19 protein-coding genes, 1 tRNA gene and 1 riboswitch are annotated in these 26,531 nt (G+C 58.8%); of the genes, 9 read left to right on the plus strand and 11 right to left on the minus strand.

The window, feature by feature from the left end; genetic code table 11:
* Positions 1-65: 65 nt before the first annotated feature.
* The gene (locus RSQ48_RS01720) at positions 66-2,141 is read left to right on the plus strand and encodes a UvrD-helicase domain-containing protein (RefSeq protein ID WP_059318490.1); all 2,076 of its coding nucleotides are present in this window, start codon (positions 66-68) and stop codon (positions 2,139-2,141) included.
* A 320-nt stretch (positions 2,142-2,461) separates the two neighbouring features.
* On the opposite strand, the gene RSQ48_RS01725 is transcribed toward RSQ48_RS01720, so the two are convergent.
* The 6 genes from RSQ48_RS01725 to RSQ48_RS01750 form a co-directional block, all read right to left on the minus strand.
* Positions 2,462-2,698 (minus strand): hypothetical protein, encoded by a 237-nt coding sequence (locus RSQ48_RS01725; RefSeq protein WP_022983381.1) that lies wholly within the window; start codon positions 2,696-2,698, stop codon positions 2,462-2,464.
* A 935-nt stretch (positions 2,699-3,633) separates the two neighbouring features.
* Positions 3,634-3,738 carry a glutamate synthase gene (locus tag RSQ48_RS01730; protein WP_131071210.1) on the minus strand — a complete coding sequence of 35 codons (105 nt, stop codon included), beginning with the start codon at positions 3,736-3,738 and terminating at the stop codon, positions 3,634-3,636.
* A gap of 101 nt (positions 3,739-3,839) precedes the next feature.
* Positions 3,840-5,312 (minus strand): glutamate synthase subunit beta, encoded by a 1,473-nt coding sequence (locus RSQ48_RS01735; RefSeq protein ID WP_415302076.1) that lies wholly within the window; start codon positions 5,310-5,312, stop codon positions 3,840-3,842.
* A gap of 33 nt (positions 5,313-5,345) precedes the next feature.
* Positions 5,346-10,079: a glutamate synthase-related protein gene (locus tag RSQ48_RS01740; RefSeq protein ID WP_415302077.1), complete on the minus strand. Its 4,734-nt coding sequence runs from the start codon at positions 10,077-10,079 to the stop codon at positions 5,346-5,348.
* 220 nt (positions 10,080-10,299) lie between these two features.
* Positions 10,300-11,043 (minus strand): enoyl-CoA hydratase/isomerase family protein, encoded by a 744-nt coding sequence (locus tag RSQ48_RS01745; protein ID WP_003804325.1) that lies wholly within the window; start codon positions 11,041-11,043, stop codon positions 10,300-10,302.
* 13 nt (positions 11,044-11,056) lie between these two features.
* Positions 11,057-12,028: an NAD(P)H-dependent flavin oxidoreductase gene (locus RSQ48_RS01750; RefSeq protein ID WP_003804322.1), complete on the minus strand. Its 972-nt coding sequence runs from the start codon at positions 12,026-12,028 to the stop codon at positions 11,057-11,059.
* A 245-nt stretch (positions 12,029-12,273) separates the two neighbouring features.
* Here RSQ48_RS01750 and RSQ48_RS01755 point away from each other — a divergent pair, with 245 nt between their 5' ends.
* Both RSQ48_RS01755 and RSQ48_RS01760 read left to right on the plus strand, forming a co-directional pair.
* The gene (locus RSQ48_RS01755; protein ID WP_415302078.1) at positions 12,274-13,506 is read left to right on the plus strand and encodes a CaiB/BaiF CoA transferase family protein; all 1,233 of its coding nucleotides are present in this window, start codon (positions 12,274-12,276) and stop codon (positions 13,504-13,506) included.
* Between the two features lie 31 nt (positions 13,507-13,537).
* On the plus strand, positions 13,538-15,073 hold the full coding sequence (locus RSQ48_RS01760; RefSeq protein WP_415302079.1) for a 3-hydroxyacyl-CoA dehydrogenase: 1,536 nt from the start codon (positions 13,538-13,540) through the stop codon (positions 15,071-15,073).
* Positions 15,074-15,330: 257 nt separating this feature from the next.
* On the opposite strand, the gene RSQ48_RS01765 is transcribed toward RSQ48_RS01760, so the two are convergent.
* On the minus strand, positions 15,331-16,224 hold the full coding sequence (locus RSQ48_RS01765) for a c-type cytochrome (protein ID WP_003804317.1): 894 nt from the start codon (positions 16,222-16,224) through the stop codon (positions 15,331-15,333).
* A 244-nt stretch (positions 16,225-16,468) separates the two neighbouring features.
* Here RSQ48_RS01765 and RSQ48_RS01770 point away from each other — a divergent pair.
* Positions 16,469-16,543 (plus strand) — tRNA-Arg (locus RSQ48_RS01770).
* A gap of 414 nt (positions 16,544-16,957) precedes the next feature.
* Here the strand turns inward: RSQ48_RS01770 and RSQ48_RS01775 are convergent.
* From RSQ48_RS01775 to gshA, 3 genes are all read right to left on the minus strand, one after another.
* Positions 16,958-17,734, minus strand: coding sequence for a class I SAM-dependent methyltransferase (locus RSQ48_RS01775; protein WP_003804316.1), 777 nt, complete (start codon positions 17,732-17,734; stop codon positions 16,958-16,960).
* A complete protein-coding gene (locus RSQ48_RS01780; protein WP_415302080.1) occupies positions 17,731-19,779 on the minus strand; it encodes a TonB-dependent receptor domain-containing protein in 2,049 nt (682 codons plus the stop codon). Before RSQ48_RS01780 ends, RSQ48_RS01775 begins: the two co-directional genes overlap by 4 nt.
* Before the next feature lie 206 nt (positions 19,780-19,985).
* Entirely contained in the window at positions 19,986-21,569 is a 1,584-nt protein-coding gene (gene gshA, locus RSQ48_RS01785; protein ID WP_131071215.1) for a glutamate--cysteine ligase, read from the minus strand.
* A 208-nt stretch (positions 21,570-21,777) separates the two neighbouring features.
* Here gshA and RSQ48_RS01790 point away from each other — a divergent pair, with 208 nt between their 5' ends.
* Positions 21,778-22,293 (plus strand): hypothetical protein, encoded by a 516-nt coding sequence (locus RSQ48_RS01790; RefSeq protein WP_003804313.1) that lies wholly within the window; start codon positions 21,778-21,780, stop codon positions 22,291-22,293.
* Here RSQ48_RS01790 and RSQ48_RS01795 read toward each other — a convergent pair.
* A complete protein-coding gene (locus RSQ48_RS01795) occupies positions 22,223-22,498 on the minus strand; it encodes a helix-turn-helix transcriptional regulator (protein WP_336579916.1) in 276 nt (91 codons plus the stop codon). The two genes, RSQ48_RS01790 and RSQ48_RS01795, sit on opposite strands and share 71 nt — an antisense overlap.
* A gap of 203 nt (positions 22,499-22,701) precedes the next feature.
* A riboswitch (SAM riboswitch) is annotated at positions 22,702-22,780 on the plus strand.
* Here RSQ48_RS01795 and metX point away from each other — a divergent pair.
* From metX to RSQ48_RS01815, 4 genes are all read left to right on the plus strand, one after another.
* The gene (gene metX, locus RSQ48_RS01800; RefSeq protein ID WP_003804310.1) at positions 22,770-24,014 is read left to right on the plus strand and encodes a homoserine O-succinyltransferase MetX; all 1,245 of its coding nucleotides are present in this window, start codon (positions 22,770-22,772) and stop codon (positions 24,012-24,014) included. It overlaps the preceding riboswitch by 11 nt.
* Positions 24,011-24,646 carry a methionine biosynthesis protein MetW gene (gene metW / locus RSQ48_RS01805; protein WP_003804309.1) on the plus strand — a complete coding sequence of 212 codons (636 nt, stop codon included), beginning with the start codon at positions 24,011-24,013 and terminating at the stop codon, positions 24,644-24,646. Before metX ends, metW begins: the two co-directional genes overlap by 4 nt.
* Positions 24,647-24,657: 11 nt before the next feature.
* Positions 24,658-25,887 carry a muropeptide transporter gene (locus tag RSQ48_RS01810; protein WP_059318496.1) on the plus strand — a complete coding sequence of 410 codons (1,230 nt, stop codon included), beginning with the start codon at positions 24,658-24,660 and terminating at the stop codon, positions 25,885-25,887.
* Positions 25,888-25,895: 8 nt separating this feature from the next.
* Positions 25,896-26,513: a trimeric intracellular cation channel family protein gene (locus tag RSQ48_RS01815; RefSeq protein WP_336579915.1), complete on the plus strand. Its 618-nt coding sequence runs from the start codon at positions 25,896-25,898 to the stop codon at positions 26,511-26,513.
* Positions 26,514-26,531 lie beyond the last annotated feature (18 nt).

The raw sequence follows: 26,531 nt of genomic DNA on the forward strand, positions 1-26,531 counted from the left end.
CTTTAGCGCTGCTTGTTGTTTGGCCTTGAACCTCGTTTTCTTGCCTAGTACTCACTGATTCCACCATGACTACCTCCGTCACTACACCAGGCCATACCGTCCCCACTGACCTGAACGCCATGCAACGTCAGGCTGTGTTGTATATGGATGGGCCCTGTCTGGTGCTGGCTGGGGCAGGGAGTGGCAAAACACGAGTAATCACGCAGAAAATCGCCTATTTGCTGCGCGAGTGTGGATATACCGGCCGCCAAGTGGTGGCGCTGACTTTCACCAATAAAGCCGCACGTGAAATGAACGAGCGGATTCGCGCCTTGGTGGACCCCAAGCTGCTGCGGGGGTTGACCGTCAGCACGTTCCACTCTCTGGGCCTGCGCATGCTGCGTGAGGAGGCTCAGCACGTGGGTTTGAAGCCGCGCTTTTCCATTCTGGACGCGAATGATGCCCTGGCGATTATTCAGGAGCTGTTGGCCACCACGGACAAAGGGCGCCTCAGATCCGTGCAACAAGAGATCTCCTTGTGGAAGAACGCCTTGATGGGGCCTGACCAGGCAGAGCGTGCCGCGAACTCACCCAGCCAGATAGAAGCGGCCCGCATTTACCGAGACTATGCGGCCACCTTGATTGCCTATCAGTCGGTGGATTTTGATGACCTGATTCGCTTGCCTGCGCAATTGATGCAAGACAATCAGGAAGTGTGCGAACGTTGGCAGCGCCGAGTGCAGTATCTGCTGGTGGACGAGTATCAGGACACCAATCTTTGTCAGTATCAGTTGGTGCGCTCCCTGACAGGGCAGCGCAACATGTTTACAGTGGTCGGCGATGACGATCAGGCGATCTATGCCTGGCGCGGCGCTACCGTGGAGAATCTGGCGCAGTTGCCTAAGGATTATCCCGAGCTGAAAGTCATCAAACTGGAGCAGAACTATCGCTCCGTGCAGCGAATCTTACAGGCAGCCAATAATGTCATTGGCAACAATCCGGTCGTGTTCGGAAAAAAACTGTGGTCCGATCTGGGTTTTGGTGAGCCCATTCAGGTTCATGTCACAGACGACGAGCAGCATGAGGCCGACTCGGTGGCCATGCGTATCTCGGCAGAGCGCTTCGAGCGTCAGGCCGAATGGCGTGATTTTGCGGTGCTGTACCGCGGCAACCACCAGGCCCGGATCTTTGAGCAGGCGCTGCGTAATTTGCGTATTCCTTACACCATCTCCGGCGGGCAAAGCTTTTTCGACAAGGCCGAGATTCGCGACATTCTGTCGTACTTGCGCATTGTGGCTAACGAGGATGATGACCCGGCATTCATCCGGGCGGCCACCACTCCGCGTCGGGGGATAGGGCAAGCCACGTTGCAGGTGCTGGGTCAGTTTGCGGCAGAACAAAAGCTGTCTTTGTTTGCGGCCGTCTCACCACTTGCGCTGACAGATCGCTTGCCCGAGCGGCAGTTGGAGCCTTTACGCGTGTTTGCGCAGTTTATTGGGCGTATTCAGCAACGAGCTGATCGGGTAGAAAGCGAGCAGGAAGGACATGACACGGCTGTCAGCGAGCTGCTGGACGAACTGCTGCGAGCCATCGATTACGAGCGCTATCTCTACGATATGTTCGACGAACGCCCTGCGCAGACCCGTTGGGAAAACGTGCTGGAGCTGATTACCTGGTTGAAGTCCAAAGCGGCAGACGATGAGCTTAGTTTGAATGATCTGGTGCAGCGAGTCGCCCTGATCACCATGCTGGAACGCGGTGAGGACGATGACCCGGATGCGGTCAAATTGTCCACGCTTCATGCTTCCAAGGGGCTGGAGTATCCGCATGTATTTTTGGTGGGGGTGGAAGAAGGGCTGCTGCCGCACATCGGGCGCGATGACGAGGATATAGACCCGGATAAAGAAGCAGATATTCTGGCCCAGCGTATTCAGGAAGAACGGCGTCTGATGTATGTGGGCATTACCCGTGCACAGCGTAGCTTGCGCTTGAGCTGGTGCAAGAAACGTAGACGTGCGCGTGAGAATCTGGTGCGCGAGCGCTCCCGCTTTATTGATGAGATGAAGATCGAAGATCCCGGTGCGCAGGAAGATCCGGCGCAGGCGGCCTTGAGTCCCAAGCAGCGCCTGGATATGTTGAAGAACTTGTTGAACAAGTCTTGAGCGCTTTGCCTTGATTGAGAACGCTTGGGTTCTCGGTCTGGACTTGGGGGCTGGGTTGTCCTGCAGGCCCGCTTTTGCGGGCCTTTTGCATGGTTTACATCATCAGAAGTGGTATTGCCTTTGTAAAAGCCAGTCTCTTTCTTGGGGGACAAGCCGTGAGGTGCTGACGCCCGTTGATCTAAGATCTTGGGCTGTGCGTCAGGGTGCGCTGTCGGAAACGCGGGTTTGGCAGGCGCAGAAAAAACAAAAGCCTGCTAAATCAGCAGGCTTTTCAACATCAAGCGGTGTTTTGCTTGAGCGGTACGACGGTGATGCGTGGCTTACCAGTAGCTGGCCGACATGCGGGAATCACGGATGCGGGCTTCGTTCAAGGCGCGGGTCAGTTCGACCATGTACTTGAACACCACGTTTGCGGCTTTGGAAACTTGTTTGGCCGCTGCTTTGGTCAGTGCAGTTAAAGACACGGATTCACCATTTTCCAGGGCGTGCTGCATTACCCCACGCTCAACAGCATCACTCCAGTGGATGTAGTGCGAGTAAGTGGTCATGGTAGACATTTGCTTTCCCTTTAAGGTGAAGGTCTAAGTTACGAATCCTCATTATAGGGTTTTCCCTAGTTTTTAAGCAAGGGTAAACCCTAGGGGGTGGGGTGGTTTGTGGTTTTTAAGGGAAAACCCTAGATTTCTGATGAATGTTGTTTGGAATCAGAGGGTTGTGGTGGCTTGGTTTGGATCGTTTTCGTTGGGGGCTTCCTTGCGGCAGTCCTTGCTGGCGGGGGACGGGGGTGGAGCGGAAGCCTGCCGGTGCTGCGCACCGATACCCTTGTCTGAGCCTGTCGTAGGGCGCTCCTTGAACTCGTTCGGTGGTTTGTCCCCCGGACAAACCACAAGCGCCGAACTCAAACAGCAAGGCGCTTGCATCCCTACGACAGCCTCAGACGGCGGCAAGCTCCCTGATTGCTCCAATCCCGTCCCCCGCCAGCAAGGACTTCAGAATGGTGGCAGCCAACCGCCAACAGCCAATAAGCTCCCGCGGTGTTGTCTTTAATCTGCCGTTTCACGGCTAGAGCTAGTGACTGTGGATCGTTAGCCTGTAGGCTGATTGCAAACGGCAAACGGCAAACGGCAAACGGCAAACGGCAAACGGCAAACGGCAAACGGCAAACGGCACATAAGATCCTGTAACGTCGCTTTGCGTTGTTAACGGGCAGGGCCCATTCGCTCAAAGACAAACAGCCAACCGTTTCTCGCGGCTGGCTGTTTGCTTGCTGGCGCTGCCAAGAGGACTTAGTGGTGCAGTGTCGAACTTCCCATCAGGAACTCGTCTACGGAATGGGCACACTGGCGAGGTTCGCGGATGGCCCAGATGATCAGGGGCTGGCCGCGTCGCATGTCGCTTCGCGTTGTTAACGGGCAGGGCCCATTCGCTCAAAGACAAACAGCCAACCGTTTCTCGCGGCTGGCTGTTTGCTTGCTGGCGCTGCCACGAGGACTTAGCGGTGCAGTGTCGAACTTCCCATCAGGAACTCATCGACGGAACGGGCACACTGGCGACGTTCGCGGATGGCCCAGATGATCAGGGGCTGGCCGCGTCGCATGTCGCTTCGCGTTGTTAACGGGCAGGGCCCATTCGCTCAAAGACAAACAGCCAACCGTTTTTCGCGGCTGGCTGTTTGCTTGCTGGCGCTGCCACGAGGACTTAGCGGGGCAGTGTGGAACTTCCCATCAGGAACTCATCGACGGAACGGGCACACTGGCGACCTTCGCGGATGGCCCAGACGATCAGGGACTGGCCGCGTCGCATGTCGCCGGCGGCAAAGACTTTGGCGCGGCTGGTTTGGTAGTTGTCGGTGTTGGCCGCAACATTACCGCGCTGGTCGGCTTCTACGGCGAAGGCGGCCAGCACTTGCCGCACGGGCGCGGTAAAGCCCATGGCCAGCAAGACCAGATCGGCTGGGAAGGTCATTTCGGAGCCAGCGATAGGGTTCATGCTTATGCGGCCTGTCGATGGGTCGGTTTTCCATTCCACGCGCACGGCGCGCAGTTCTTTGACATGGCCGTTTTTGCCTTGCAACTCGACGGTGTTGATGGCCCAGTCGCGCTCGCAGCCTTCCTCGTGAGAGGAGGAGGTACGCAGCTTCATGGGCCAGTAGGGCCAAGTCAGTTCCGTGTTTTCCTGCTCGGGCGGCCGGGGCATCAGTTCAAATTGGGTGACGGATTTTGCGCCCTGTCGTGTGCTGGTGCCGACGCAGTCCGAGCCGGTATCGCCACCACCAATGACCACCACATGCTTTCCTTGAGCACTGATGGCAGGGGCGCCGCGCGAACCGGCCACCTGCTGGTTCTGGATGCGCAGAAAGTCCATGGCAGGATGCACACCTTGCAGTTGGCTGCCGGGTGCGTCCAGCAGGCGCGGGGTTTCCGAGCCGCCTGCCAGGACAATGGCATCAAATCGCTGTTCCAGTTCGGAGGGTGATAGCACGGTCAGGCCGGGCTCCTGGGCAGCTTGGTCCTGCGCCTGGCCAATGTAGGTAGAGGGGGAAAATTGCACGCCCTCGGCCTGCATTTGTGCGATACGACGATCCAGCAGGTGTTTCTCCAGCTTGAAATCGGGAATGCCGTAGCGCATCAGGCCTCCAATCCGGTCGCTTTTTTCGTACACCGTCACGTCGTGGCCTACGCGCGCCAATTGTTGGGCACAGGCCAGCCCCGCTGGGCCGGAACCGATGACAGCGACGCGTTTGCCGGTTTTTTGGGTGGGCACTTGGGGAACCACCCAGCCTTCTGCCCAGCCTTTGTCGATAATGGCGTGTTCAATGGATTTGATACCGACCGGGACGCGGTCAATATTCAAGGTACAGGCGGCCTCGCAGGGAGCGGGGCAGATGCGGCCGGTAATTTCCGGAAAGTTGTTGGTGGAGTGCAGCACGTCCAGCGCTTCTTTCCACTGCTGGCGGTACACCAGATCATTCCAGTCGGGAATGATGTTGTTGACCGGGCAGCCGTTGTGGCAGAAGGGCACACCGCAATCCATGCAGCGGGCCGCCTGCTGACCGGCCTGTTCGTCATTCAATACCTGGACAAACTCTTTCCAGTGCTTGACCCGCTTTAAAGGAGCTTCCACGGCTTCTTGCAGACGTTGAAACTCAAGAAATCCAGTCGTCTTTCCCATGATGTGTCGTTTCCTGATGGTGATGGGAAGGGTTCAGGCCGAAGCCGAACGGCGGGTTTTACTGCTTTTGGGGGTAGTCTTGCCCGTTGACGGGCTTTGCCACAATTCGCTCAGGGCACGACGGTATTCGCGTGGAATGACCTTGACGAACTGTGCGCGGGCGCTGTCCCAGTCTTTCAGCAATTCGCGGGCCTGGAAGCTGCCCGTGGCCTTGAAGTGTTCCTGGACCAGCGTTTGCAAGATGGCATCGTCGGTCTGACGCTCGCTCTGGGCGCTGCGGCTGTGCCATTGGGCCATGCTGCTGTTCATTTCTTGCTCGGCCTTGCTCAGGACTGGCTCCAGATCCACCATGCCCGGGTTGCAGCGTAGTTGCAGACGACGTTGCGGGTCCCACACATAGGCCACGCCCCCGGACATGCCGGCAGCAAAGTTGCGTCCCACTTCGCCCAGCACCACCACGGTGCCGCCGGTCATGTATTCGCAGCCGTGATCGCCTACCCCTTCCACGACGGCACTGGCACCCGAATTGCGGACGGCAAAGCGCTCGCCAGCGACGCCATTAAAGTAAGCCGTACCGGCCAGGGCGCCGTACAGGACGGTGTTGCCCACGATGATGTGATCCGGACCATAACCACGAAAGTCGTTGGGCGAGCGCACGATAATGCGTCCACCGGACAAGCCCTTGCCTACGTAGTCATTGGCCTCGCCCACCAGATCCAGGGTGATGCCCTGTGCCAGGAAAGCGCCAAAGCTCTGACCCGCCGTGCCTTTGCACTGAATGTGCAGGCTGTCGTCAGGCAGGCCCTGATGGCCGTACTTCTTGGTGAACACGCCCGAGAGCATGGCGCCCACACTGCGGTTGCGGTTGCGTACCGGGGTAATGAAGGACAGTGGCGTACCGTGGTTCAGGGTGACGGCGCTGCGCTCGATCAGTTGGCGATCCAGCGTGTGTTCCAGGTCATGATCCTGGGTGGCGATCTGACGGGGCGACTCCTCGTTTTCAACTTTGTGCAGCAGACGCGAGAAGTCCAGACCCTGGGCTTTCCAGTGCTCGATGCCGCTGCGCATATCCAGCCAGTCGCTGCGACCGATCAGATCGTCAAAGCGGCGCACACCCAGCTTGGCCATCAGTTCACGCACTTCTTCGGCAACGAAGAAAAAGTAGTTCACCACGTGCTCGGGCTTGCCTTTGAATTTGCGGCGCAAAACGGGGTCTTGGGTGGCCACGCCTACCGGACAGGTATTCAGGTGGCATTTGCGCATCATGATGCAGCCTTCCACCACCAGCGGAGCCGTGGCAAAGCCAAACTCGTCAGCCCCCAGCAGCGCGCCGATTACCACATCGCGGCCGGTCTTCATCTGGCCGTCGGCTTGCACGCGGATGCGGCTGCGCAAGCGGTTCAGCAGCAGAGTCTGCTGGGTTTCAGCCAGGCCCAGTTCCCAAGGGGTGCCGGCATGTTTGATGGAGGACAGCGGCGAGGCACCGGTGCCGCCGTCGTGACCGGCAATCACAATGTGATCGGCCTTGGCTTTGGCAACCCCGGCCGCCACCGTGCCCACGCCGACCTTGGATACCAGCTTCACGGAGATGTCTGCCTGCGGGTTCACGTTTTTCAGGTCGTGAATCAGCTGGGCCAAATCTTCAATGGAGTAAATATCGTGATGAGGTGGAGGCGAAATCAGGCCGACACCGGGTACCGAGTAACGTAGCTTGGCGATGTACTCGGACACTTTATGGCCAGGCAACTGCCCGCCTTCACCGGGCTTGGCCCCTTGGGCCATTTTGATCTGGATCTGATCGGCGCTGCACAGATACTGGGCTGATACGCCAAAACGGCCAGACGCAACCTGCTTGATGCGTGAGCGTAGCGAATCGTTTTCCTGCAGTTCGATATCGGCATAGACCCGGTCCTGGCCCAATACGCTGGCCAGCGTGTCACCTTGGCGGATGCCACTTTTGCCATGCTGCATTTCGTGTTGATAGCGCAGTTCATCCTCGCCACCTTCACCGGTATTGGATTTGCCGCCGATCCGGTTCATGGCCACGGCCAGCACGGCGTGGGCCTCGGTGGAGATCGAGCCCAGCGACATGGCCCCGGTTGCAAAACGTTTGACGATTTCACTGGCGGGCTCGACTTCGTCCAGGGGAATGGCCTTGGCCGGGTCCAGACGCAGCTCGAACAAGCCGCGCAGTGTCATGTGACGGCGGCTTTGCTCGTTGATGAGCTGGGCGTATTCCTTGTAGGTGCTGTAGTTCTGGCTGCGGGTGGCGTGTTGCAGCTTGGCGATGGTGTCGGCCGTCCACATATGGGCTTCGCCCCGCACACGCACGGCATACTCGCCACCGGCTTCCAGCTGGTTTTCCAGCACGGGGTCTTTGCTGTAGGCGGCGCGATGCTGGCGCAGCGCTTCTTCGGCGACCGTGAAAATATCAATCCCTTCTACCGGACAGGAGGTGCCCACAAAGTATTTGTCTACCAGTGTCCGCGACAGACCGATAGTCTCGAAAATCTGGGCTCCGGTGTAGGACATGTAGGTGGAGATGCCCATTTTGGACATGACCTTGTACAGTCCCTTGTTGATCGCCTTGATGTAGTAGCCCTCGGCTTGAGAAGCATCAATCTGGTTGACTGGGTCCTGGGCCAGATGTTGCAGGCTTTCAAAAGCCAGCCAGGGGTGCATGGCTTCGGCGCCATAGGCACCCAGCAGCGCAAAGTGATGTACTTCGCGGGCCGAGCCGGTTTCCACGACCAGACCGGTGCGGGTACGCAGACCGATACGGATCAGGTGTTGATGGATGGCCGAGGTCGCCAGCAGGGCAGGGATGGCCACATGTTCGGCGTCGCAGCGGCGATCCGTCAGAATCAGGATGTTGTAGCCGTCACGCACGGCATCGGCTGCCCGGGCGCACAGCGCAGCCACACTGGCTTCAATGCCCTCTGGTCCCCAGGCGCTGGGGTAGATGATATCCAGCTCCTGACTACGGAACTTGCCATTGCTGGCCGCTTCAATGCGCCGGATCTGGTTCATGTCAGCCGGACTGAGCACGGGCTGGGATACTTCCAGACGCAGCGGCGGGTTGACGTTGTTGATGTCCAGCAAATTGGGTTTGGGGCCAATGAAGGAGACCAGCGACATCACCATTTGCTCACGAATCGGGTCGATCGGTGGATTGGTGACCTGGGCAAATAGTTGCCGGAAGTAGTTGTAGAAGGGTTTGGCCTTGTCCGATAACACGGCCAGGGGCGCATCGTTGCCCATGGAGCCGGTTGCTTCTTCGCCCTTGCTGGCCATGGGCAACAACACGACTTTGATGTCCTCCTGGGTCCAGCCAAAGGCCTGTTGCTGATCCAGCAGGTCGCGGGTCGCCAGTTGGGGACGCACGCCGGGCACGTTGGGCAGGGAATCCAGGCGCAGTCGCAGTCGTTCAATCCACTGCTTGTAGGGGTGCGTATTGGCTAACTGGGACTTGATTTCGGCATCGTCAATAATGCGGCCCTGCTCCAGATCGATCAGCAGCATTTTGCCCGGCTGCAGGCGCCATTTCTTGACAATGCGATGCTCGGGAATAGGCAGCGTACCGGCTTCGGAGGCCAGCACAATCATGTCGTCATCCGTGATGACGTAGCGGGCTGGACGCAGGCCATTGCGATCGAGCAGCGCGCCGATTTGCAGACCGTCGGTAAAGGCAATGGCCGCAGGGCCATCCCACGGTTCCATCTGGGCGGCGTAGTACTCGTAAAAGGCACGACGGCTCTCGTCCATCTCGGCATGCTGCTCCCAGGCCTCGGGCATCATGATCATCATGGCGTGCGGCAGGGAGTAGCCAGCCATGACCAGCAGCTCCAGACAGTTGTCGAAGGTGGCGGTATCCGACTGGCCTTCGTAGACGATGGGGTAGAGTTTTTGCAGATCCGAGCCCAGCACGGCCGATTCCATGGCACCTTCACGGGCACGCAGCCAGTTGAAGTTGCCTTGAACCGTGTTGATCTCGCCATTGTGGGCGATCAGGCGGTACGGGTGAGCCAGAGGCCAGGCCGGGAAGGTATTGGTGGAAAAGCGCTGGTGTACCAGGGCCAGGGCGGAGCAGGCACGAGGGTCGGCCAGATCGCGATAATAGCGGCCCACCTGGTCGGCGAGCAGCAAGCCTTTGTAGACGATGGTACGCACCGAGGCGGAGGCCACAAAATACTCCTGGCCGTGGGCCAGGGCCATGCGGTAGATGGCATGGCTGGCGGTCTTGCGGATCACATACAGCTTGCGCTCCAGTGCGTCCGGCACCATCACATCCGGACCGCGGCCGATAAACAACTGGCGAATCACCGGCTCGTTAGCCTTGACGGTCGGCGACATGGGCATGGTGCTGTCCACCGGGACATCGCGCCAGCCCAGCATGTGTTGGCCTTCAGCACGTACGGCCCGCTCCAACTCCTGCTCACAGGCCAGGCGGGACGCGGTTTCCTTGGGTAGAAACACCATGGCAACGCCATATTCGCCGGGGGGCGGCAGGGTCACGCCCTGGGCGGCCATTTCTTCGCGGTACAACTGGTCGGGGATCTGGATCAGAATGCCTGCACCGTCGCCCATCAGAGGGTCAGCGCCGACTGCGCCGCGGTGATCAAGGTTTTCCAGGATTTTGAGGCCTTGGGTGATGATGGCGTGGCTCGCCTGGCCTTTGATGTGTGCGATAAATCCGACGCCGCAGGCGTCGTGTTCATTAGCGGGAAAGTACAAGCCTTGGGCTTGGGGGGGACAGGAGTGTGTCATGGGCGTATCCGCAAAGAACGTGTTAAAGCGGTGCATTTGTTGCAGCGCAAAAAATAAAATACAGCGATTTTTTTTTTATGCGCAAGAATTTTTTGCGAATACGGTAAAAAAAATTAGGGACCTGCGCTTGCAGGCCCCTTATCACCCCTTTTGAATCGGGGTCAGTGTGGCAAGATCGCTGCACATGCGGGTTTGCGCAGAAATCAGGCTACCGGTGCAGCTACTTTTCGCTGCGGTTCTGGCGCATTTGCCCCAGGATGTGCAAGGCCTCCTCGCCTTCCAGCAGTTGGGAAAACAGTTTGCGTTCCCGCTCCAGCACGTCCAGCAAAATCTCGCGCTGGGGCTCACGCAACAAGCGTTTGCTGGTGCGCAAGGCAATGGGCGGCTGCTCGGCCAGTGCATGGGCGCAGGCACGGGCAGCTTCCAGGCTGTTGCCGTGGTCGGTCAGCTCGGTGAGCAGGCCGTCTTGCAGGGCCTGCTCGGCACTGAAGCCTTGCGATAGCAGCAGCCATTCATTGGCACGGCGCTGTCCTACGTATTGGGCCAGCAGGTGGCTGGATGCCCCTTCCGGGCATAGTCCCAGGGCGGTAAACGGCATGCGCAAGCGAGCGTCGCGGGCCGCATAGACAAAGTCCGCGTGCAGCAGCAAGGTGACCCCAATGCCCACGGCATGACCTTCCACGGCCACAATCAGAGGAATATCGGCCTTGACCAGACTGCGCAAGAAGGTGATCGGCGGCGGCTCGGTGGTGTTGCGTACCGTGGCCAGATCGGAAATGTCGTTGCCCGCGCAGAAATGTTCGCCCGCGCCGGTCAGAATCAGGGCGCGATATTGTCGGTTCTGATCGGCTTGGTCGATGATCTCGGCCAGCTCTTCGTACATGGGGCCGGTCAGGGCATTGCGTCGCTCCGGTCGGTCCAGAATGACTTCCAGCCAAGGACCGGCGTCATGAGTGCGTATCATGGCGTGCTCCTGTTCAGGCGAAGGGGGAGGCCAGCAGCGCAGCCTTGGCCTGCTGATATTCGCGATGCAAACGGGCCACAATCTGGGCAGTAGACTCGACCGAATCAATGCCGCCGATGCCTTGGCCGGCTCCCCAGATATCGCGCCAGGCCTTGCTCATGCCCGAGCCAAAGGCGGTATCGGCCACTTTCTCGGCATCGAGCTTGTCCGGGTCCAGCCCAGCCGCCCGGATGCTGTCCTTCAGGTAGTTGCCCGGGATGCCGGTAAACAGCGGGGTGTAGACGATATCGGCGGCGCGGCCTTTGACGATCATGTTCTTGTAGTCGTCCGAGGCATTGGCTTCGGTGCTGGCAATAAAGCGCGTGCCAATGTAGGCCAGGTCGGCACCCATGGCCTGGGCGGCCAGAATATCGCTGCCCCGGCTCATGGCGCCGGACAGCGCAATCGGACCGTCAAAAATCTGCCGGATCTCGTTGACCAGTACAAAAGGGCTCAGGGTGCCGGCATGGCCGCCTGCGCCCGCCGCCACCACAATCAGACCGTCCACCCCGGCCTCCAACGCTTTCTCGGCGTGACGCAAGGTGGTCACGTCATGAAAAACCTTCCCTCCCCAGGCATGTACGTGCGGCACGATCTCCTGCGGGGCGCGCAAGCTGGTGATGACCAAGGGCACTTTGTGGTCGGCGCATACCCTCAGATCCTGCTCCAGCCGGTCATTGGATTGATGAATGATGTGATTGATGGCGTAGGGGGCAATGCGGCGCTCGGGATGGCGCTCGCGCAGCTCGGCCAGGGTGTCCTCGATTTCGTTCAGCCAGTCCTTGAGCTTTTCCTGGGGACGGGCATTGAGGGCCGGCACGGAACCAATGATGCCGCTGGCGCATTGAGCAATCACCAGGGCGGGGTTCGAGACGATGAACATGGGCGCTGCCATCACAGGCAGGGTCATAGATTGATAAAGCTGCTGCGTTAATGCCGAAGGCATAAGGTCGGTCTCCTATTATCGAATGATGTGCCCCGCCTCTTGATGGGGTGGGGTCCTGCAAGGAAGATCTGCCGCTGATAATCTATCGTCACCTATTCTAGGATGCTTTATCGTAGCCGGACGTGGTGCGCTGCACAAATGTCCTCCGGCTCGAAAATGACCATTGTTTGAGCACTTTTTCTGTCCGTAGACCGGACTAAGAAGACCTGGTGCACAATAAGCAACTTGAAGGATTTTTGTCTGCTATGACCACGACTGAACGAAAAGCGCCTTTGGCCGGATTGCGTGTTCTGGACTTGACGCGCGTGCTGGCAGGTCCCTGGTGTACCCAAAATCTGGCCGATTTAGGTGCAGAGGTCATCAAGGTTGAACGCCCCGGTACCGGGGATGACACCCGGGGCTGGGGGCCTCCCTATCTAAAGGATGGTCACAGGGCGGACACAGAGGACGCGGCCTATTTTGGAGCGGCCAATCGCAATAAAGAGTCTATCGTGCTGGATATTGGCACTGCACAAGGTGCGGATCTGGTGCGCCAGTTGGTCAGACGCTGCGATATTCTGGTGGAAAACTTCAAGGTGGGTGGCCTGAAGAAGTACGGTCTGGACTACGAAAGCCTGCAAGCCATCAACCCGGCCCTGATTTATTGTTCGATTACCGGCTTTGGGCAGACCGGCCCCTATGCAAGCCGCCCGGGATATGACTTCATGATCCAGGGGCTGGGTGGTTTGATGTCCCTGACCGGAGAGCCAAGGGGGGAGCCGCAAAAAGCGGGGGTGGCGGTGGCCGATGTCATGACGGGCATGTACGCCACGGTAGCCGTTCTGGCGGCTGTGGTGGAGCGTCATCGCAGCGGCCTGGGGCAGCACCTGGATATTGCCTTGCTGGATTGTCAGGTGGCCATGATGGCCAACCAGAATATGAATTACTTATGTACCGGACAGGCCCCGCAGCGGCCCGGCAATGCCCATCAGAATCTGGTGCCCTATCAGGTCTTTGAGGCCAGTGACGGGCACTTGATTGTGGCGGTGGGCAATGACGCCCAGTTTCGCAGCTTTGCGCAGGAGCTGGGGCATCCCGAATGGGCCGATGATCCCCGTTTTTCGCGCAATGCCGGGCGGGTCATGCACAGGGATGAACTGGTGCCCATGTTGGCGCAGGTCATGCTGAGCCGGACGCGCGATAGCTGGTTGCAGGCGCTGGAAGCCGTGGGTATTCCCGCCGGGCCCATCAATACGATGGAGCAGGTGTATCAGGACCCACAGGTGTTGGCGCGTGGTTTGCGCCTGGACTTGCCGACCGGGCAGGGGGGCAGTGTACCTTCGGTGGCCAGCCCCTTGCGTTTGTCAGCCACGCCGGTGCAGTACCGCAGTGCGCCGCCACGCCTGGGCGAACATACCCGCGAGGTCCTGGCGCGTGTGTTGGAGCTTACGCCCGACAAGGTTGAGGCCCTGGTGACCGGCTCGGCTGAGCAGGCTTAATTTTTATTGCTTTTCGATCAGGTTGTGAATCATGAAACAGATACAAACCATCGCTATTGTTGGCGCAGGTGCCATGGGACGGGGCATTGCTCAGATTGCCGCCCAGGCTGGCAAGCAGGTCCTGCTCTATGACCTGAATGCGGACTCGCTCAAGGCCGCTTTGGCCGATGTGCATGCCGTCTGGAGCCGTTTGCAGGAGAAAGGCCGCATGACGGCTGAGCAGGTGCAGTCGGCCACAGCATGTTTGCAAACGGCCAGCGATTTGCAAGGCCTGGCCTCTGCCGATCTGGTCGTTGAGGCCATCGTCGAGCGTCTCGATGTCAAGCAGGGCTTGTTGCAGCAATTGGAAGAGATTGTCTCGGCCGATTGCGTGCTGGCCTCCAATACCTCCTCGCTGTCCATTACCGCGATTGCGCAAGCCTGCCGCCACCCTGAGCGTGTGGCGGGCTACCATTTCTTTAACCCTGTTCCCTTGATGAAAGTGGTTGAAGTCATTGATGGTTTGCGCACCTCTCCTGACGTGGGCGATGCTCTGATGCAGGTGTCGCGCGAGATGGGCCATACGCCTGTACGCGCCAAGGATATGCCCGGCTTTATCGTCAACCACGCTGGTCGCGGCATGAACATCGAGGGTTTGAAGATTGCCCAGGAGTGCGTCGCGCCTTTCTACCAGATTGACGCCATCATGCGCGAGCAGGCTGGTTTCCGCATGGGGCCTTTTGAACTGCTGGATCTGACCGCGCTGGATGTGTCGCACCCGGTGATGGAGTCCATCTATCGCCAGTTCTACGACGAGCCGCGCTTTCGTCCTTCGCCCATTACAGCGGTGCGTCACGCCGGCAAGCTGTTCGGCCGCAAAAATGGCGAAGGTTTTTACAAGTATGAGGATGGCAAGAAGCAGGTTCCGCAAGAGCCTGCCGTGCCTGCCGTGACCTCTTTCGCGCCCGTGTGGGTCTCGCCCTACCACGAACAAGGCCAGGCTCGTGCGCTGAAATTGCTCAATGAGTTGGGCATGACGGTAGTCGATGGCGATCAGCCTCCTGCCGATGCCTTGATCTTGCTGACTCCTTACGGTGAGGATGTGGCCAGCCTGGTGTCCCTGCATGGCCTGGACCCGGCCCGCAGCGTGGCGCTGGATACCTTGTTCGGTCTGGAAAAAGGCCGTCGACGTGTGTTGATGTGCTCGGCGGCGACAACGCCAGAGTGGCGTGATCAGGCCTGGGCCATGCTGGCCAGCGATGGGACTGCCGTTAGTGTGATTGAGGACTCGGCTGGCTTTGTGGCGCAGCGTCTGGTGGCCACCATTGTGAATATTGCCAGTGATATTGCTCAGCAGCAGATTGCCACCCCGTCGGATATCGATGCCGCAGTACGCCTGGGTTTGGGTTATCCGCACAATGGCCCATTGTCCATGGGGGACGCCGTCGGTTCGCGCGATCTGCTCGATGTGCTCAATACCCTTCAGGCCGTGACCGGTGATATGCGCTACCGCGCCAGCCCCTGGCTGCAACGGCGTGTGCAATTGGGCTTGTCCTTGACGGCATTGCCTTTGTGCAAGGCGCAGTAAAGCGGAGCTGGCGCGATGGTCAGACTGCGCTGCCTGCTCGTTGGCAGGTTTGATCCGGTCTGACCCATAGCTTGCGCTTGCTAAAGCCTGAATCCGCATGATCGCCGGATTCAGGCTTTTTTATACACGCCACTTTTGTGTCGACTGCCTCCGTGCCGGTCAGCAGTACGATAGCCAGCGCAAAGAAAAAGCCCGATGAATATTCATCGGGCTTTTTATGCAGAGGCACTGTGCGATGACAGGGCCTTGGCGCAGTCTTATTTGGCCGCGTTGACCATGTGCTGGATGGCTGCACGAAGTTCTTCGTCAGAGGCTTGCGAACCACCGCGTGGGGGCATGGCGCCCACACCGTGAATAGCCTTTTGAAGCATCGTGTCCATACCGGTTTCGATATAAGGTTTCCAGGCGGCCTGATCACCAAACTTGGGCGCACCGGCTACACCGGCCGCGTGACAGGCGAAACAAATGGTGTCGTACAGCTTGATGCCAGCAGGGTCGACCTTGCTATCGTCAGCGGCAGCGACTTGGCTGGCCTCAGGGGCAGCGGCAGCAGCAGGAGCCTGGGCAGGCTTGCTGTCCTCGGCCGCTGCCGCTTCAGGCTTGGCATCGGCCTTCTCGCCTTCTGGAGCAGGGGCTTCGGGTTCTTTAAAGTCGGCGCCGGCAGCGTTGGCCATGTAGACAACGGCACGAGCCACTTCTACGTCATCCAGCGAGGGGTTGCCGCCTTTGGCGGGCATGCCGCGAATACCATGAATGGCATTTTTGACCAGTTCGTCCTGACCCAGCTTGAGCAACTCGCCCCAAGCACCCTTGTCGCCAAACTTGGGCGCGCCGGCTACACCGGCACCGTGACAGGCAGTACAGGTGGTTTCGTATACTTGCTGACCGGTTTTCAGTTCTTTGACTGCGTTGGCGTCCACCAGCTTGAAACCGGCCACAGGCTGGATACGTGCGGCAATGGCCTCTGGAGACAGGGCGGCCGAACCAGCGCCTGTGCTCATGGTGGAGGTGACCAGACTGACCAGCATGACAATAATCGCGATGGGCACCAAGAAAGCCAGAGCCACGGTCACAAGCAATTGTTTAGGGGTTTTGATCATGGCTGAGTGACCCTCGTTGTGTTCTTCGGGTTTTTGTTCCGTGTTGCTCATTATCGGATCCTGCGAGTTCGTACAAGAAATGACGGGAGGGCCTTATACAGGCCACCAATAAAGGCTTGCGCCTACCTAAGGGGTGTGCGCAAGGACGTGTCTAGCAAGCCACCGACCCAGATCGCGCAACCATGGATTATAGCGGACTGTATCGCTCTTGTATCCGACTCTTGATCTGGCATACATATAATTGCCGTATAGATACTGAAAAAAAGTTCAAAGTCGCGCTACAATAGCGAGCTTGGCGTCCGTAGTTCAATGGATAGAATTAGGGTTTCCGAAGCCCTCGATACAGGTTCGATTCCTGTCGGACGCGCCAGAATTCCTTGTTGATGCGGCTCTTTACGGGCTTGCTTCCTGCCTGTCGGGGTGTTTTCCTCGTCTGAGCGTGACTGTAAAAAGCAGCCTGTGGCTGCTTTTTTTGCGTCTGTTGCTTGCGCCTCTGTGGCGCTCGACATGGATAGCTGGAAGTGGCCTAAGGTTTGATATCAATCATTTGACCTAGGACAAAATGACGTTGCTCCTTGTGTTTGGAGCGCGGATGGTATCCCTGGCTTTCAAGGAGCACCGATTGTCCGGGCAAGAAGCAGGGCCGTGATCTGAACGGGCAGGGGCATAGCCCGGACATCGGTTCGGTTAACCAGGGTCTCGATAAAGCGACCTGTCCGTGCAGCGTTTTTAAGACATAAAGGGGCCGTAGCCCCTTTGTGTCTTTCCTGTGCTGCTTTCTTTCTTAAGCTAGTTCGGCGCAAATCACATAGTCATGACCATGACGCAGGCCACCCAGGGTGTGATTCAGGGCCAGGGCGCGCCGACGCAAGGCTTGAACATGCTCGGACAAGGCGACCGCCAGTGTGCGATCCTGCAGGCGACGCAAACGTCCGTCACACATATCCAATTGGCTGTGGATAAAGCTGTCTCCATAACGGATGGCAAAGCGCTGCGCATCCACACAGCGGTATCCCGCCTGTCGCAAATGGCGCAGCACCCAGTCCATCGGATACTCGCGATACGGGCGCTCACCGGCCAGTAGCAGGCAGGCATCGCGCAAGCGGCCGATCTCCACGATCAGCTTGCCGGCCGGATCGGTACTGCTGTAGGGCACGTAAGGTTCCAGCCCAATGAGGTAGAGACGCTGGCCGGTCAGGGGTCGCAGGCGGCTGAACAGTTGATCCTGGGTGTAAGGGGCAAAGCCCTCAATGGCGCCCAGCAAATAGTCCGCCAGCACCGTGTCAAAGCGTTCACCTTGCAGGAACGACGGGTCGCTCCAGTTACCGACCAGCAGCCGGTCCTGGGGGCGCTTCTGATCCCCCAGTTCGCGTGTCACCTGCTCGGCCATGCTGGGCGAGGCGGTAATGGCCGTCCAGCGTGCCGTGTCCAGGGTCAGCAGCCAACGCAGCGAACCCTTGCCGGTGCCGGCATCCAGAAAGTCGCCCCAGGGACGCTCGCCCTGCATGTCGGCCACGATCTGGTAGAGCCGGCTCCCCGTGTGGATGGCGGTCTTGCTCAAAACTCCACCTGTATTCCAGCCAGGATGTTGCGTCCCATCAGCGGCGCCTGACGGGCAATGAAAGAGGTATGGCGGTAGGCCAACTTGTTCAGCAGGTTATTTCCCCTTAGGTAAAAGGTGTAGGTGTTCTGAGCGCTATGCAGGCGGTAGCTTAAACCCATGCTGAGCAAACCGTAAGAGGGTGACCGTAGCTCATGGTCAGCCAGTCGGTTTTGGGCAAAGGTGTGGGTGTAGCCGACAAAACCCGACCAGTTCCGCCAGTTCAGATCGGTGCGAATACCCAGACGGGCGGCCGGTATGCGTGGCAGGTTGCGGCCAGGGTCTTGCAGTTTGCCACGCACCAGATCGCCATGGACGCTGAACGAAGCCCAGGAGGTGACCGGGTAGGAGGCCTGCGCTTCCAGGCCCCAGAACTGCGCTTTGCCCTGACTGTACTGGATCAGTTGAAAGTCTTCGTGGCGGTCCAGACTGTGGCCGTAAATGTAGTTGGCGCTGCGCGTGTAGAAGGTGCGCAGATCAAAACGCAGATCGCCCAGATGCTTTTGCAGCCCCAGATCCAGAGTGTGGCTGGTTTCCCGATCCAGATTGGGATCGCCGCGCTCATAGCTCAGCGTGGCAAAGTGCACGCCTTTGGCAAACAGTTCCTGTGCCGTGGGCAGGCGTTGCGAACGCGACAGGGACACGGTGGCGGCATACTCGGGGGCAAAGTCCCAGACAGCGCCCAGGGAGAAGGAGGTGGCAGTGCCTGTGCGGCGCTCCAGGGTGTTCGAGTCCGGCGTGACGCTTTGCCATTCCTGGCGTGCGCCCAGTTCCAGCCGCCAGTTGTCCCAGTTCAGGCTCTCGAGCAGGAACAAGCCCTGGCTGCGAGTACGGGTGGGCGGGATGAAGTTTTCCGTGCCGTCGCGCGAGGCAAAATCAGACTGGCTGGTTTGCAGGCCAATGACGCCTTCAAAAGGCCCCCAGGGCTGGTGCTCCAGTTCCAGCCGCGTGTCGTAGCCGCGATTGGTGAAGCGGGTGCCAACCTTATCGCCGTCTTTTTCCACATGCCGGTAGTTGGTGGAACCGGCGCGCAGGCGAGCCCGTTTGAAACCGGGCAAAGGATCACGCAGTTCGCCGCGCAGGTCAACGCGCTCGGTGCGCAGATGCGCTGTCGCAGCGTGCTCATGGTCCTGGTCGTAGCCATGGTCGTGATCGTGGCCGTGATCGTGGCCGTGGCCACCGCAATGCAAGGTGGCACCGTGCGGGTGGCAGTCTTCGTATTCATGGCTGTGGCCGGGCAAGCCATAACTGCCTTCCCGATAGGAGTACGCGGCCCCGATGTAACCGCGCTCGCCAATAAAGGACAGGCCAACACTGCCAGTGTCCGTACGGGAGTCGGAGTCTTTGACGCGGCTGTCGGTCCAGTTGGGCACGCGATAGTCACGGCTGCGGTGCGAGGCCCCTTCTACGTGCAAGGCGATATTGCCCTGACCGGCTGTCATGTCGAATGCGCCGACCCGGCCTCGATCGGCTGTGGAGCCTTGGGCGCGGACTGAGCCTTCAAACCCTTTTTCGGGGATCGCCGTGGGAATCTTGCGGTCCAGCACGTTGACCACGCCCCCGATCGCACCGCCGCCATACAGCAGGGCGGAGGGCCCGCGCAGTACTTCAATGCGTTCAGCTTGCCAGGTGTCGACCGTAATCGTGTGGTCGGGGGAGATGGCAGAGGCATCCATCACTTCGGCGCCGTCGCTGAGCACTTTGACGCGAGGCGCAGTCTGGCCACGAATGACCGGTCGGCTGGCACCGCTGCCAAAGCTGTCGACGTGGATGCCCACTTCCCCATTGAGCAGTTCACCCAAAGTGCTGCTACGGCGCAAATCCAGCTGGGGGCCTTGCAGCACCGTGCTGGCTGTGGCCAGTTCTGTCTGTTGCAAGGCCAGGGGGCTGGCGGAGATTCGGATCGGGGCCAACTGAGAGACAGGGGGTTCAAGCTCATTGGCTTGTGCTGAGGCGCAAAGCGCGAGGGCCAGCGCCAATGGCAAGGGGCGGGGACTGAAGTGCATCTCATCTTCCGGAAAGTTAATTTTTGAGATGTTATAACATAACAATAACTGGTTGAAACAGTCGGAAAACCAGGCTTGGTCGTGGGGGAAATGGGGGTGGGTAACGTATAGGACACGGGGCCGTGCGGCTGACCAACTCGGCCCCTGGTTGTTGCCAGGTAAAAAAATGCCGCCTTCAGGAGGCGGCTCGGCAAGCGATGAATAACTTAACGGTTCTGAATTTCCGGGGGAATGAGGTTGCGCTCGTAGCGCTGGACATAATCTTCAAAGGACTCTTGATCCTGGGCTTCAATATCCAGCTGGGCCTGCAAAGAGTCGGCGGCCTGCTGTTCGAAAGCGGCTTGCTTGTCAGCCGGCAAAGGATGGGCCAGCAGGCTGGCGTGGTGTTCGCGGCTGCGCTGTAGGGCGTAGTCATGAAAGCTCAGGCCCGTCTCGTGTAAACGTTTCAGTAACTGGGCCGACGGTGTCCGTTCCGGATCGTCCAGTTTACGCATTTGTGCCTGCACGGCTTGGGTATGGCCGTCTGTATCCAGGGCGTGATCCAGCATGTGTGCGTAGGGTAAGAGGGACTCGAGAATCTCCCGTCCCCATTGTTGCAAGCTGACCGCTTGTTTTTGCTGGTTGGTCAACATCAGGCCGGGGCGACGGCCTTCACGCACGACGGTGGCAAAGTTGTTCTTGCTGTCCTGACAGTAGCCACCGTCCGGGAAAAAGGGGCTGTCTTGCACGGCACAGAACAGCAGGAAGGTATCCAGAAAGCGACAGGTTTGCTCGGATATGCCAGTAGGGGATTCGGGGTCGATATCCAGGCAGCGTACTTCGATGTACTCCACACCGCGCTGGGCCAGGGCGGTGGCCGGGCGTTCGCTGCGCTGGGTTGTGCGCTTGGGGCGGATGCTGGAGTAGTACTCGTTTTCAATCTGCAGGATGTGGGTGTTGAGCTGAATCCACTCGCCATCACGGTGCGTGCCCAGCTTTTCGTAATCCGGCCAAGGGGTCACGGCAGCGTGATACATGCGCATCACAAAGGTGTCCAGGTCGTTGTAGCAAAGCTGAAGCTCGGCTTGGGCTTCCTTGTTGTGATAGCCCAGGTCGCTCATGCGCAGGCTGGTTGCCCAGGGCATGGTCAGCGTGTCGTCGTCGATCTTGTCCAGATTGTTGCTACGACCTTGCAGGAAGTTCGCATCCAGCACGGGCGAGGCGCCAAACAGATACATCAGCAACCAGGAGTAGCGTGTGAAATTGCGAATCAGCGCCAGGTAGCCATTGGAGCGTTGGTCTTGCAGATTGTCGCCGCAGACGTTCAGCAAGGGCCAGATGCCGTCGGGCAGGGAGAAGTTGTAATGCACCCCGGCAATACACTGCATGGGTTTTCCATAGCGTTCGGCCAGGCCGCGACGGTACACATGCTTGAGCATGCCCGTGTTGGAGGTGCCGTACCAGGCAATGGCAATCTCCTTTTCGGCGGGCAGCAAGGCGGGCATGGACTGGTTCCAGATGATTTCCTGATCCAGTTTGCCGGCGACAAAGGTATGAATATCGGCCAGCTCTTGCAGCACGTCCTCAACCCGGGCTTGCGGCTCGGTAATCAGCTCCAGCAGGGCCTCGGCGTAATCGGTGGTGATGTGGGCATTGGTAAGGGCAGAACCAATGGCGCGGGGGTGGGGAGTCTTTGCCAGCTGGCCCAGCGCATCAACGCGCAGTCCTTCTTTCTCGATGCCTCGCAAGATCCCCTTCAAGATATCGGGGTTCTGTTGCAGGGCAAGGCGGCGTTCGTGGCTGGTGTTCATGGTGGTGTTTCCCACTTTCGAAATCGGATGCAAGATACGGGACTGTTCAAGGGGCCTGAGGCCGTCTATAAATAGTAGTCCGACCAAACTTGCTTTGTTAAGTTGCGCCAAAAGGCGAATCGGGCAGGGCGAGTATAAGGCGGCTGTTCAGGCAGCTGATGAAAAGCATGAAACGGGATATGGGATTAGCACCATGATAATCAGGCGCATGACCGCCGTACTGGCGGCCTTATGGATGTTGGCGGCCTGCAGTCCGGAGTTTAACTGGCGCAAGGTTCAACTTGAGCAAACGGGCTTGTCAGCCATGTTGCCCGGCAAGCCAAGTACCAGTCACCGCGTGTTGGATTTCGAGCAGTACCCGCTGGATTTTTACCTGACGACGGCGACCGCGGGTGGGCAGATCTATACCGTGGGTCATGTGATTCTTCCCGCGCAATTGCAACAGGACCCAGCCGCCCGTGAGCGCCTGTACGAGGCGCTGCATGAGTCCTTGCGTGCAAAATTCGTCCCGGATGGGCAGGCCAGTCAGAAAAGCGCCGTGCAGATCCCGCCACCTGGCCAGATTTTTTACATGACACGCGATGTGGGCGGCGTGGCGTTGCGCCTGGAGGCGATGATCCGTATGGAGCCGGGCTGGCTGGTGCAGGGCTTTGTTATGACGGATTCCGGTAAGGCGCCGGATGCGGCTCAGGCAAAGATTTTCTTTGACGGCTTAGCTCGCTAGCGGGGTCGCCGCTGATCAGGCGCTGTTGCAAGGCCTGGGTAATGGCGGCCTGGCGGCTGTAAACCCCCAGTTTGGCGTAAGCGTTCTGGAAATGAAAGTTGATCGTGCGCTCAGTAATGCCCAGGATGATGCTGATTTCCCAGCTGGTCTTGCCATGGGCAGCCCAGTTCAGGCAGGACTGTTCGCGTGAAGTTAAATACGTCACGGTAAAGCCATTCCTCATGCATTCGTGGTAAACGTCGCGCCAATGTACTCAAATTTAGCTTAGCTGGCAGACCGATGAACATGGAAATAATGATGCAAATCAAAGCATTGTCTGTTTCCCGAACGGATCTTTAGGCACAGTGGCGAAGGGAGGCGGCCTGCCTGGTTTGGACGACGCGCTGCAGCGATGCTAGAATTTTGTCTTATACGTTTTGCGCCGATTTGCCTGATCCGCTTGCGGGCGCTCCATAAATCCAGCTAAAGAGGTCCAGATGGCCACTGATTCCGTCCCCTGCGCCAACGTTGGCGCCCCTAGCCCATCCTGCGGATTGATCCCCGAAGGTTCTGTGGGCCCTGTACAAGCCGAACTCATTGCGTTTGATGAACCGCTGCACCTGCGCAGCGGGCAAGTGCTGCCCAGCTACGAGCTGGCCGTCGAGACGTACGGCACCCTGAATAAAGAGCGCAGCAACGCGGTCCTGGTGTGTCATGCGCTCAATGCCTCCCATCACGTTGCCGGCTATTACGATGACGATCCCAAAAGCGTAGGCTGGTGGGACAATATGGTCGGTCCCGGCAAGGCCGTGGATACGGATCGGTTTTTTGTCATTGGCGTCAACAATATTGGCTCCTGTTTTGGTTCTACGGGGCCGTCCAGCATCAATCCCGCTACCGGCAAGCCCTGGGGCTCCGAGTTTCCCGTTCTGACCGTGGAGGACTGGGTACGTGCCCAGGCGCGTCTGGCCGACTATTTTGGCATTCGCAAGTTCGCGGCCGTCATGGGAGGATCGCTGGGTGGCATGCAAGCCTTGAGCTGGGCGATCAGTTGCCCCGATCGCGTCGAGAACTGTGTGGTTATTGCCAGCACACCGCGCCTGTCAGCGCAGAATATTGCGTTTAACGAAGTGGCCCGCAGTGCCATTTTGTCTGACCCGCAGTTTCATGGCGGCAATTATTACGAGCATGGCGTGGTACCCAAGGCCGGACTGGGCGTGGCCCGCATGGTGGGCCATATCACCTACCTGTCTGATACCGTCATGGCCGAGAAGTTTGGCCGCACCCAGCGTGCGCCGGCGCAAGGTGGCGAATACCACTACAACTATGGCGTGGAATTCGAGGTCGAATCCTATCTGCGTTATCAGGGAGAGAAGTTCTCACGCTACTTTGACGCCAATACCTACCTGATCATTACGCGGGCCCTGGATTACTTTGATCCGTCCCGTCCGTATCAGGGGGATCTGAGCAAAGCCCTGGAAAACGTGATGGCCAAGTTCCTGCTTGTTTCCTTCACCACGGACTGGCGTTTTTCGCCCGAGCGCTCGCGTGAAATTGTGCAGGCCCTGCTCCGTAACCAGCGTCAGGTGACCTACGCTGAAATCGATGCTCCGCATGGGCATGATGCTTTCTTGCTGGAAGACCCCCGCTACCATGCGGTCGTACAGGGATACTATGATCAGATCGCCGTTAATTTGGGCTTGCCTGCGCGCACGCGCACGACGGGGGTGCTGGCAGAATGACTAAGCCGCAAACACAAGTGGCCGCCGCCATGTTAAGACCGGATTTGCTGCGCATTGCGCAGTGGATCGAGCCCGGCTCGCGAGTGCTGGACCTGGGCTGTAACGATGGGACCTTGCTGGCACATCTGCGTGATACGCGTCAGGTCGTTGGCACAGGGGTGGAGCTCAATGATCAGTTCGTCATTGCGTCGGTCCGCCGGGGTGTCAACGTCATTCAGCAAGATCTGGAAAAAGGTCTGGCCCTGTTTAGCGATCAGCAGTTCGATACCGTGGTTCTGTCCAAGACCTTGCAGTCCATGCACCATACGGAGCACATCTTGCGTGAGATGGCGCGGGTGGCGCGGTATGGTATCGTCTCGTTTCCCAACTTCGGTTACTGGCCGCACGGCTGGAGCATTTTGCGTGGCCGCATGCCGGTGACCGGTGAAATGCCTTACCAGTGGTACAACACGCCCAACATTCATTTGTGCACCATGAAAGATTTTCAGGATCTGGCTCAGGCAGTGGGCGTACGTATTCTTGATCGTGTTGCATTCAATGGCGGTCATACGGTTCGTTTTTTACCGGGCTGGCGCAGTACCCTGGCTGTCTACCGTTTCGAATCCCCCCATTTTCTTGGTGCTTCGCGCTAACAAGGCCTGACGTGTCACGTGTCTATACCAGTCCCCGAGTCTTGCCTTTGCTGATTCTGGGGTTCGCCAGTGGCCTGCCCCTGGCCCTGGTGTCAGGCACTTTGCAGGCCTGGGCCACCGTGGAACAGGTCTCGCTGACCGAAATCGGCTTCTTGACCCTGGTGGGCTCGGCGTACACGCTGAAGTTTCTCTGGGCTCCCCTGATTGACCGTTATGCTCCCCCCTTCATGGGGCGTCGACGTGGCTGGATACTGCTGACCCAATTATTGCTGGCGGGCTCGATTGCCGCGATGGGCCTGTTTTCCCCTTCCGTGAATCTGACCGCACTGGCTTTGCTGGCCGTGTGGGTGGCTTTTTTGTCCGCCACACAGGACATTGCTTTTGATGCCTATTGCACGGACGTGCTGCAGGCCCACGAGCGTGCGGCGGGAGCGGCCGTCAAAGTCATGGGGTACCGCATCGCCATGATTGTTTCCGGTGGCCTGGCGCTGATCCTGGCCGATCGCTGGTTGGGCTGGGCCAATACCTATTTTCTGATGGGTGCCTTCATGGCACTGTGCGCGCTGGTGACCTTGGTGTCCCCCGACCCTCAGGAACAAAGCCGCCCGCCGCGCAGCCTGTCCGAGGCGGTGGTCGCGCCTTTGGCGGATTTTTTCTCTCGTCCCGGCGCCTGGAGCGTGCTGGCCCTGATTGTGCTCTACAAATTGGGTGACGCCTTTGCCGGCGCCTTGTCCACTACGTTTCTGATTCGTGCGGCCGGCTTTACCTTGTCGGAAGTCGGCACGATCAACAAGGTGTTTGGACTGGCGGCCACAGTGGTCGGGGCCTTGATGGGGGGGGCGATCATGGCCCGCCTCGGGCTTTACCGGGCCTTGATGATTTTCGGGCTGCTGCAGGCCGTCTCCAACCTGGGTTATTGGCTGATCGCGATTGAAACCGCGCCGTCCATGTGGCTGATGGGCATGGTGGTGGGTCTGGAAAATCTGTGTGGTGGCCTGGGGACAGCGGCCTTTGTCGCCTTGCTGATGGCCTTGTGCAACCGAACCTATTCAGCGACTCAATTTGCCTTGCTGTCGGCCTTGTCGGCGGTGGGCCGCACCTATCTGGCCGGCCCGTTGACACCGCTGCTGGTTCAGACCCTGGGATGGCCAGGCTTTTTTATCTGTACGGTGTTTATTGCCGTGCCCGGTTTACTGATGCTGCGGTGTTATCGCGGCCTTATTCAACAGCTTGATGCGTAAAAAATATCATGCTCTTACTTGTTCTCTACATTATTGCCATTACTGCAGAGGCGATGACCGCCGCCCTGGCGGCAGGCCGTCGTGACATGGACTGGGTTGGCGTGTGTACCATCGCCTGCGTCACGGCCTTGGGGGGCGGTTCCGTGCGGGACGTGCTTCTGGGGCATTATCCGCTGACCTGGGTGCAGCATCCCGAGTATTTGTGGATTACGGCAGGCGCGGCCATTTTGACGGCCTTGATCGCTCCGATCATGCGGCGTTTGCACAGTCTGTTCCTGCTGCTTGACGCCATGGGGCTGGTGGTCTTTACCGTGATCGGCTGTCAGATCGCGCTGGAGATGCAGTTACCCATTACGGTGGTGCTGCTCAGCGGCATGATTACCGGCTGTGCCGGGGGTGTTTTACGCGACATTCTCTGTAATGACATCCCCTTGCTGTTGCGCAAGGAGATGTATGCCAGCGTATCCATGCTGACCGGTGCTTTATATCTGGGTGCTCAGCACCTGGACTGGGACCCCTACGTAACCTTGCTGGGGCCCATGGTTATCGGCTTGAGTTTCCGCATGCTGGCCCTGCATCGTAATTGGCAGATGCCCCGCTTCGTCTATCGAGACGAGTGGCGTTAAGCTCAGCCTGCCTGAGTG

The organism is Alcaligenes sp. SJTW-7, from assembly GCF_047716895.1.
GTDB classification, from domain to species: domain Bacteria; phylum Pseudomonadota; class Gammaproteobacteria; order Burkholderiales; family Burkholderiaceae_B; genus Alcaligenes; species Alcaligenes ammonioxydans.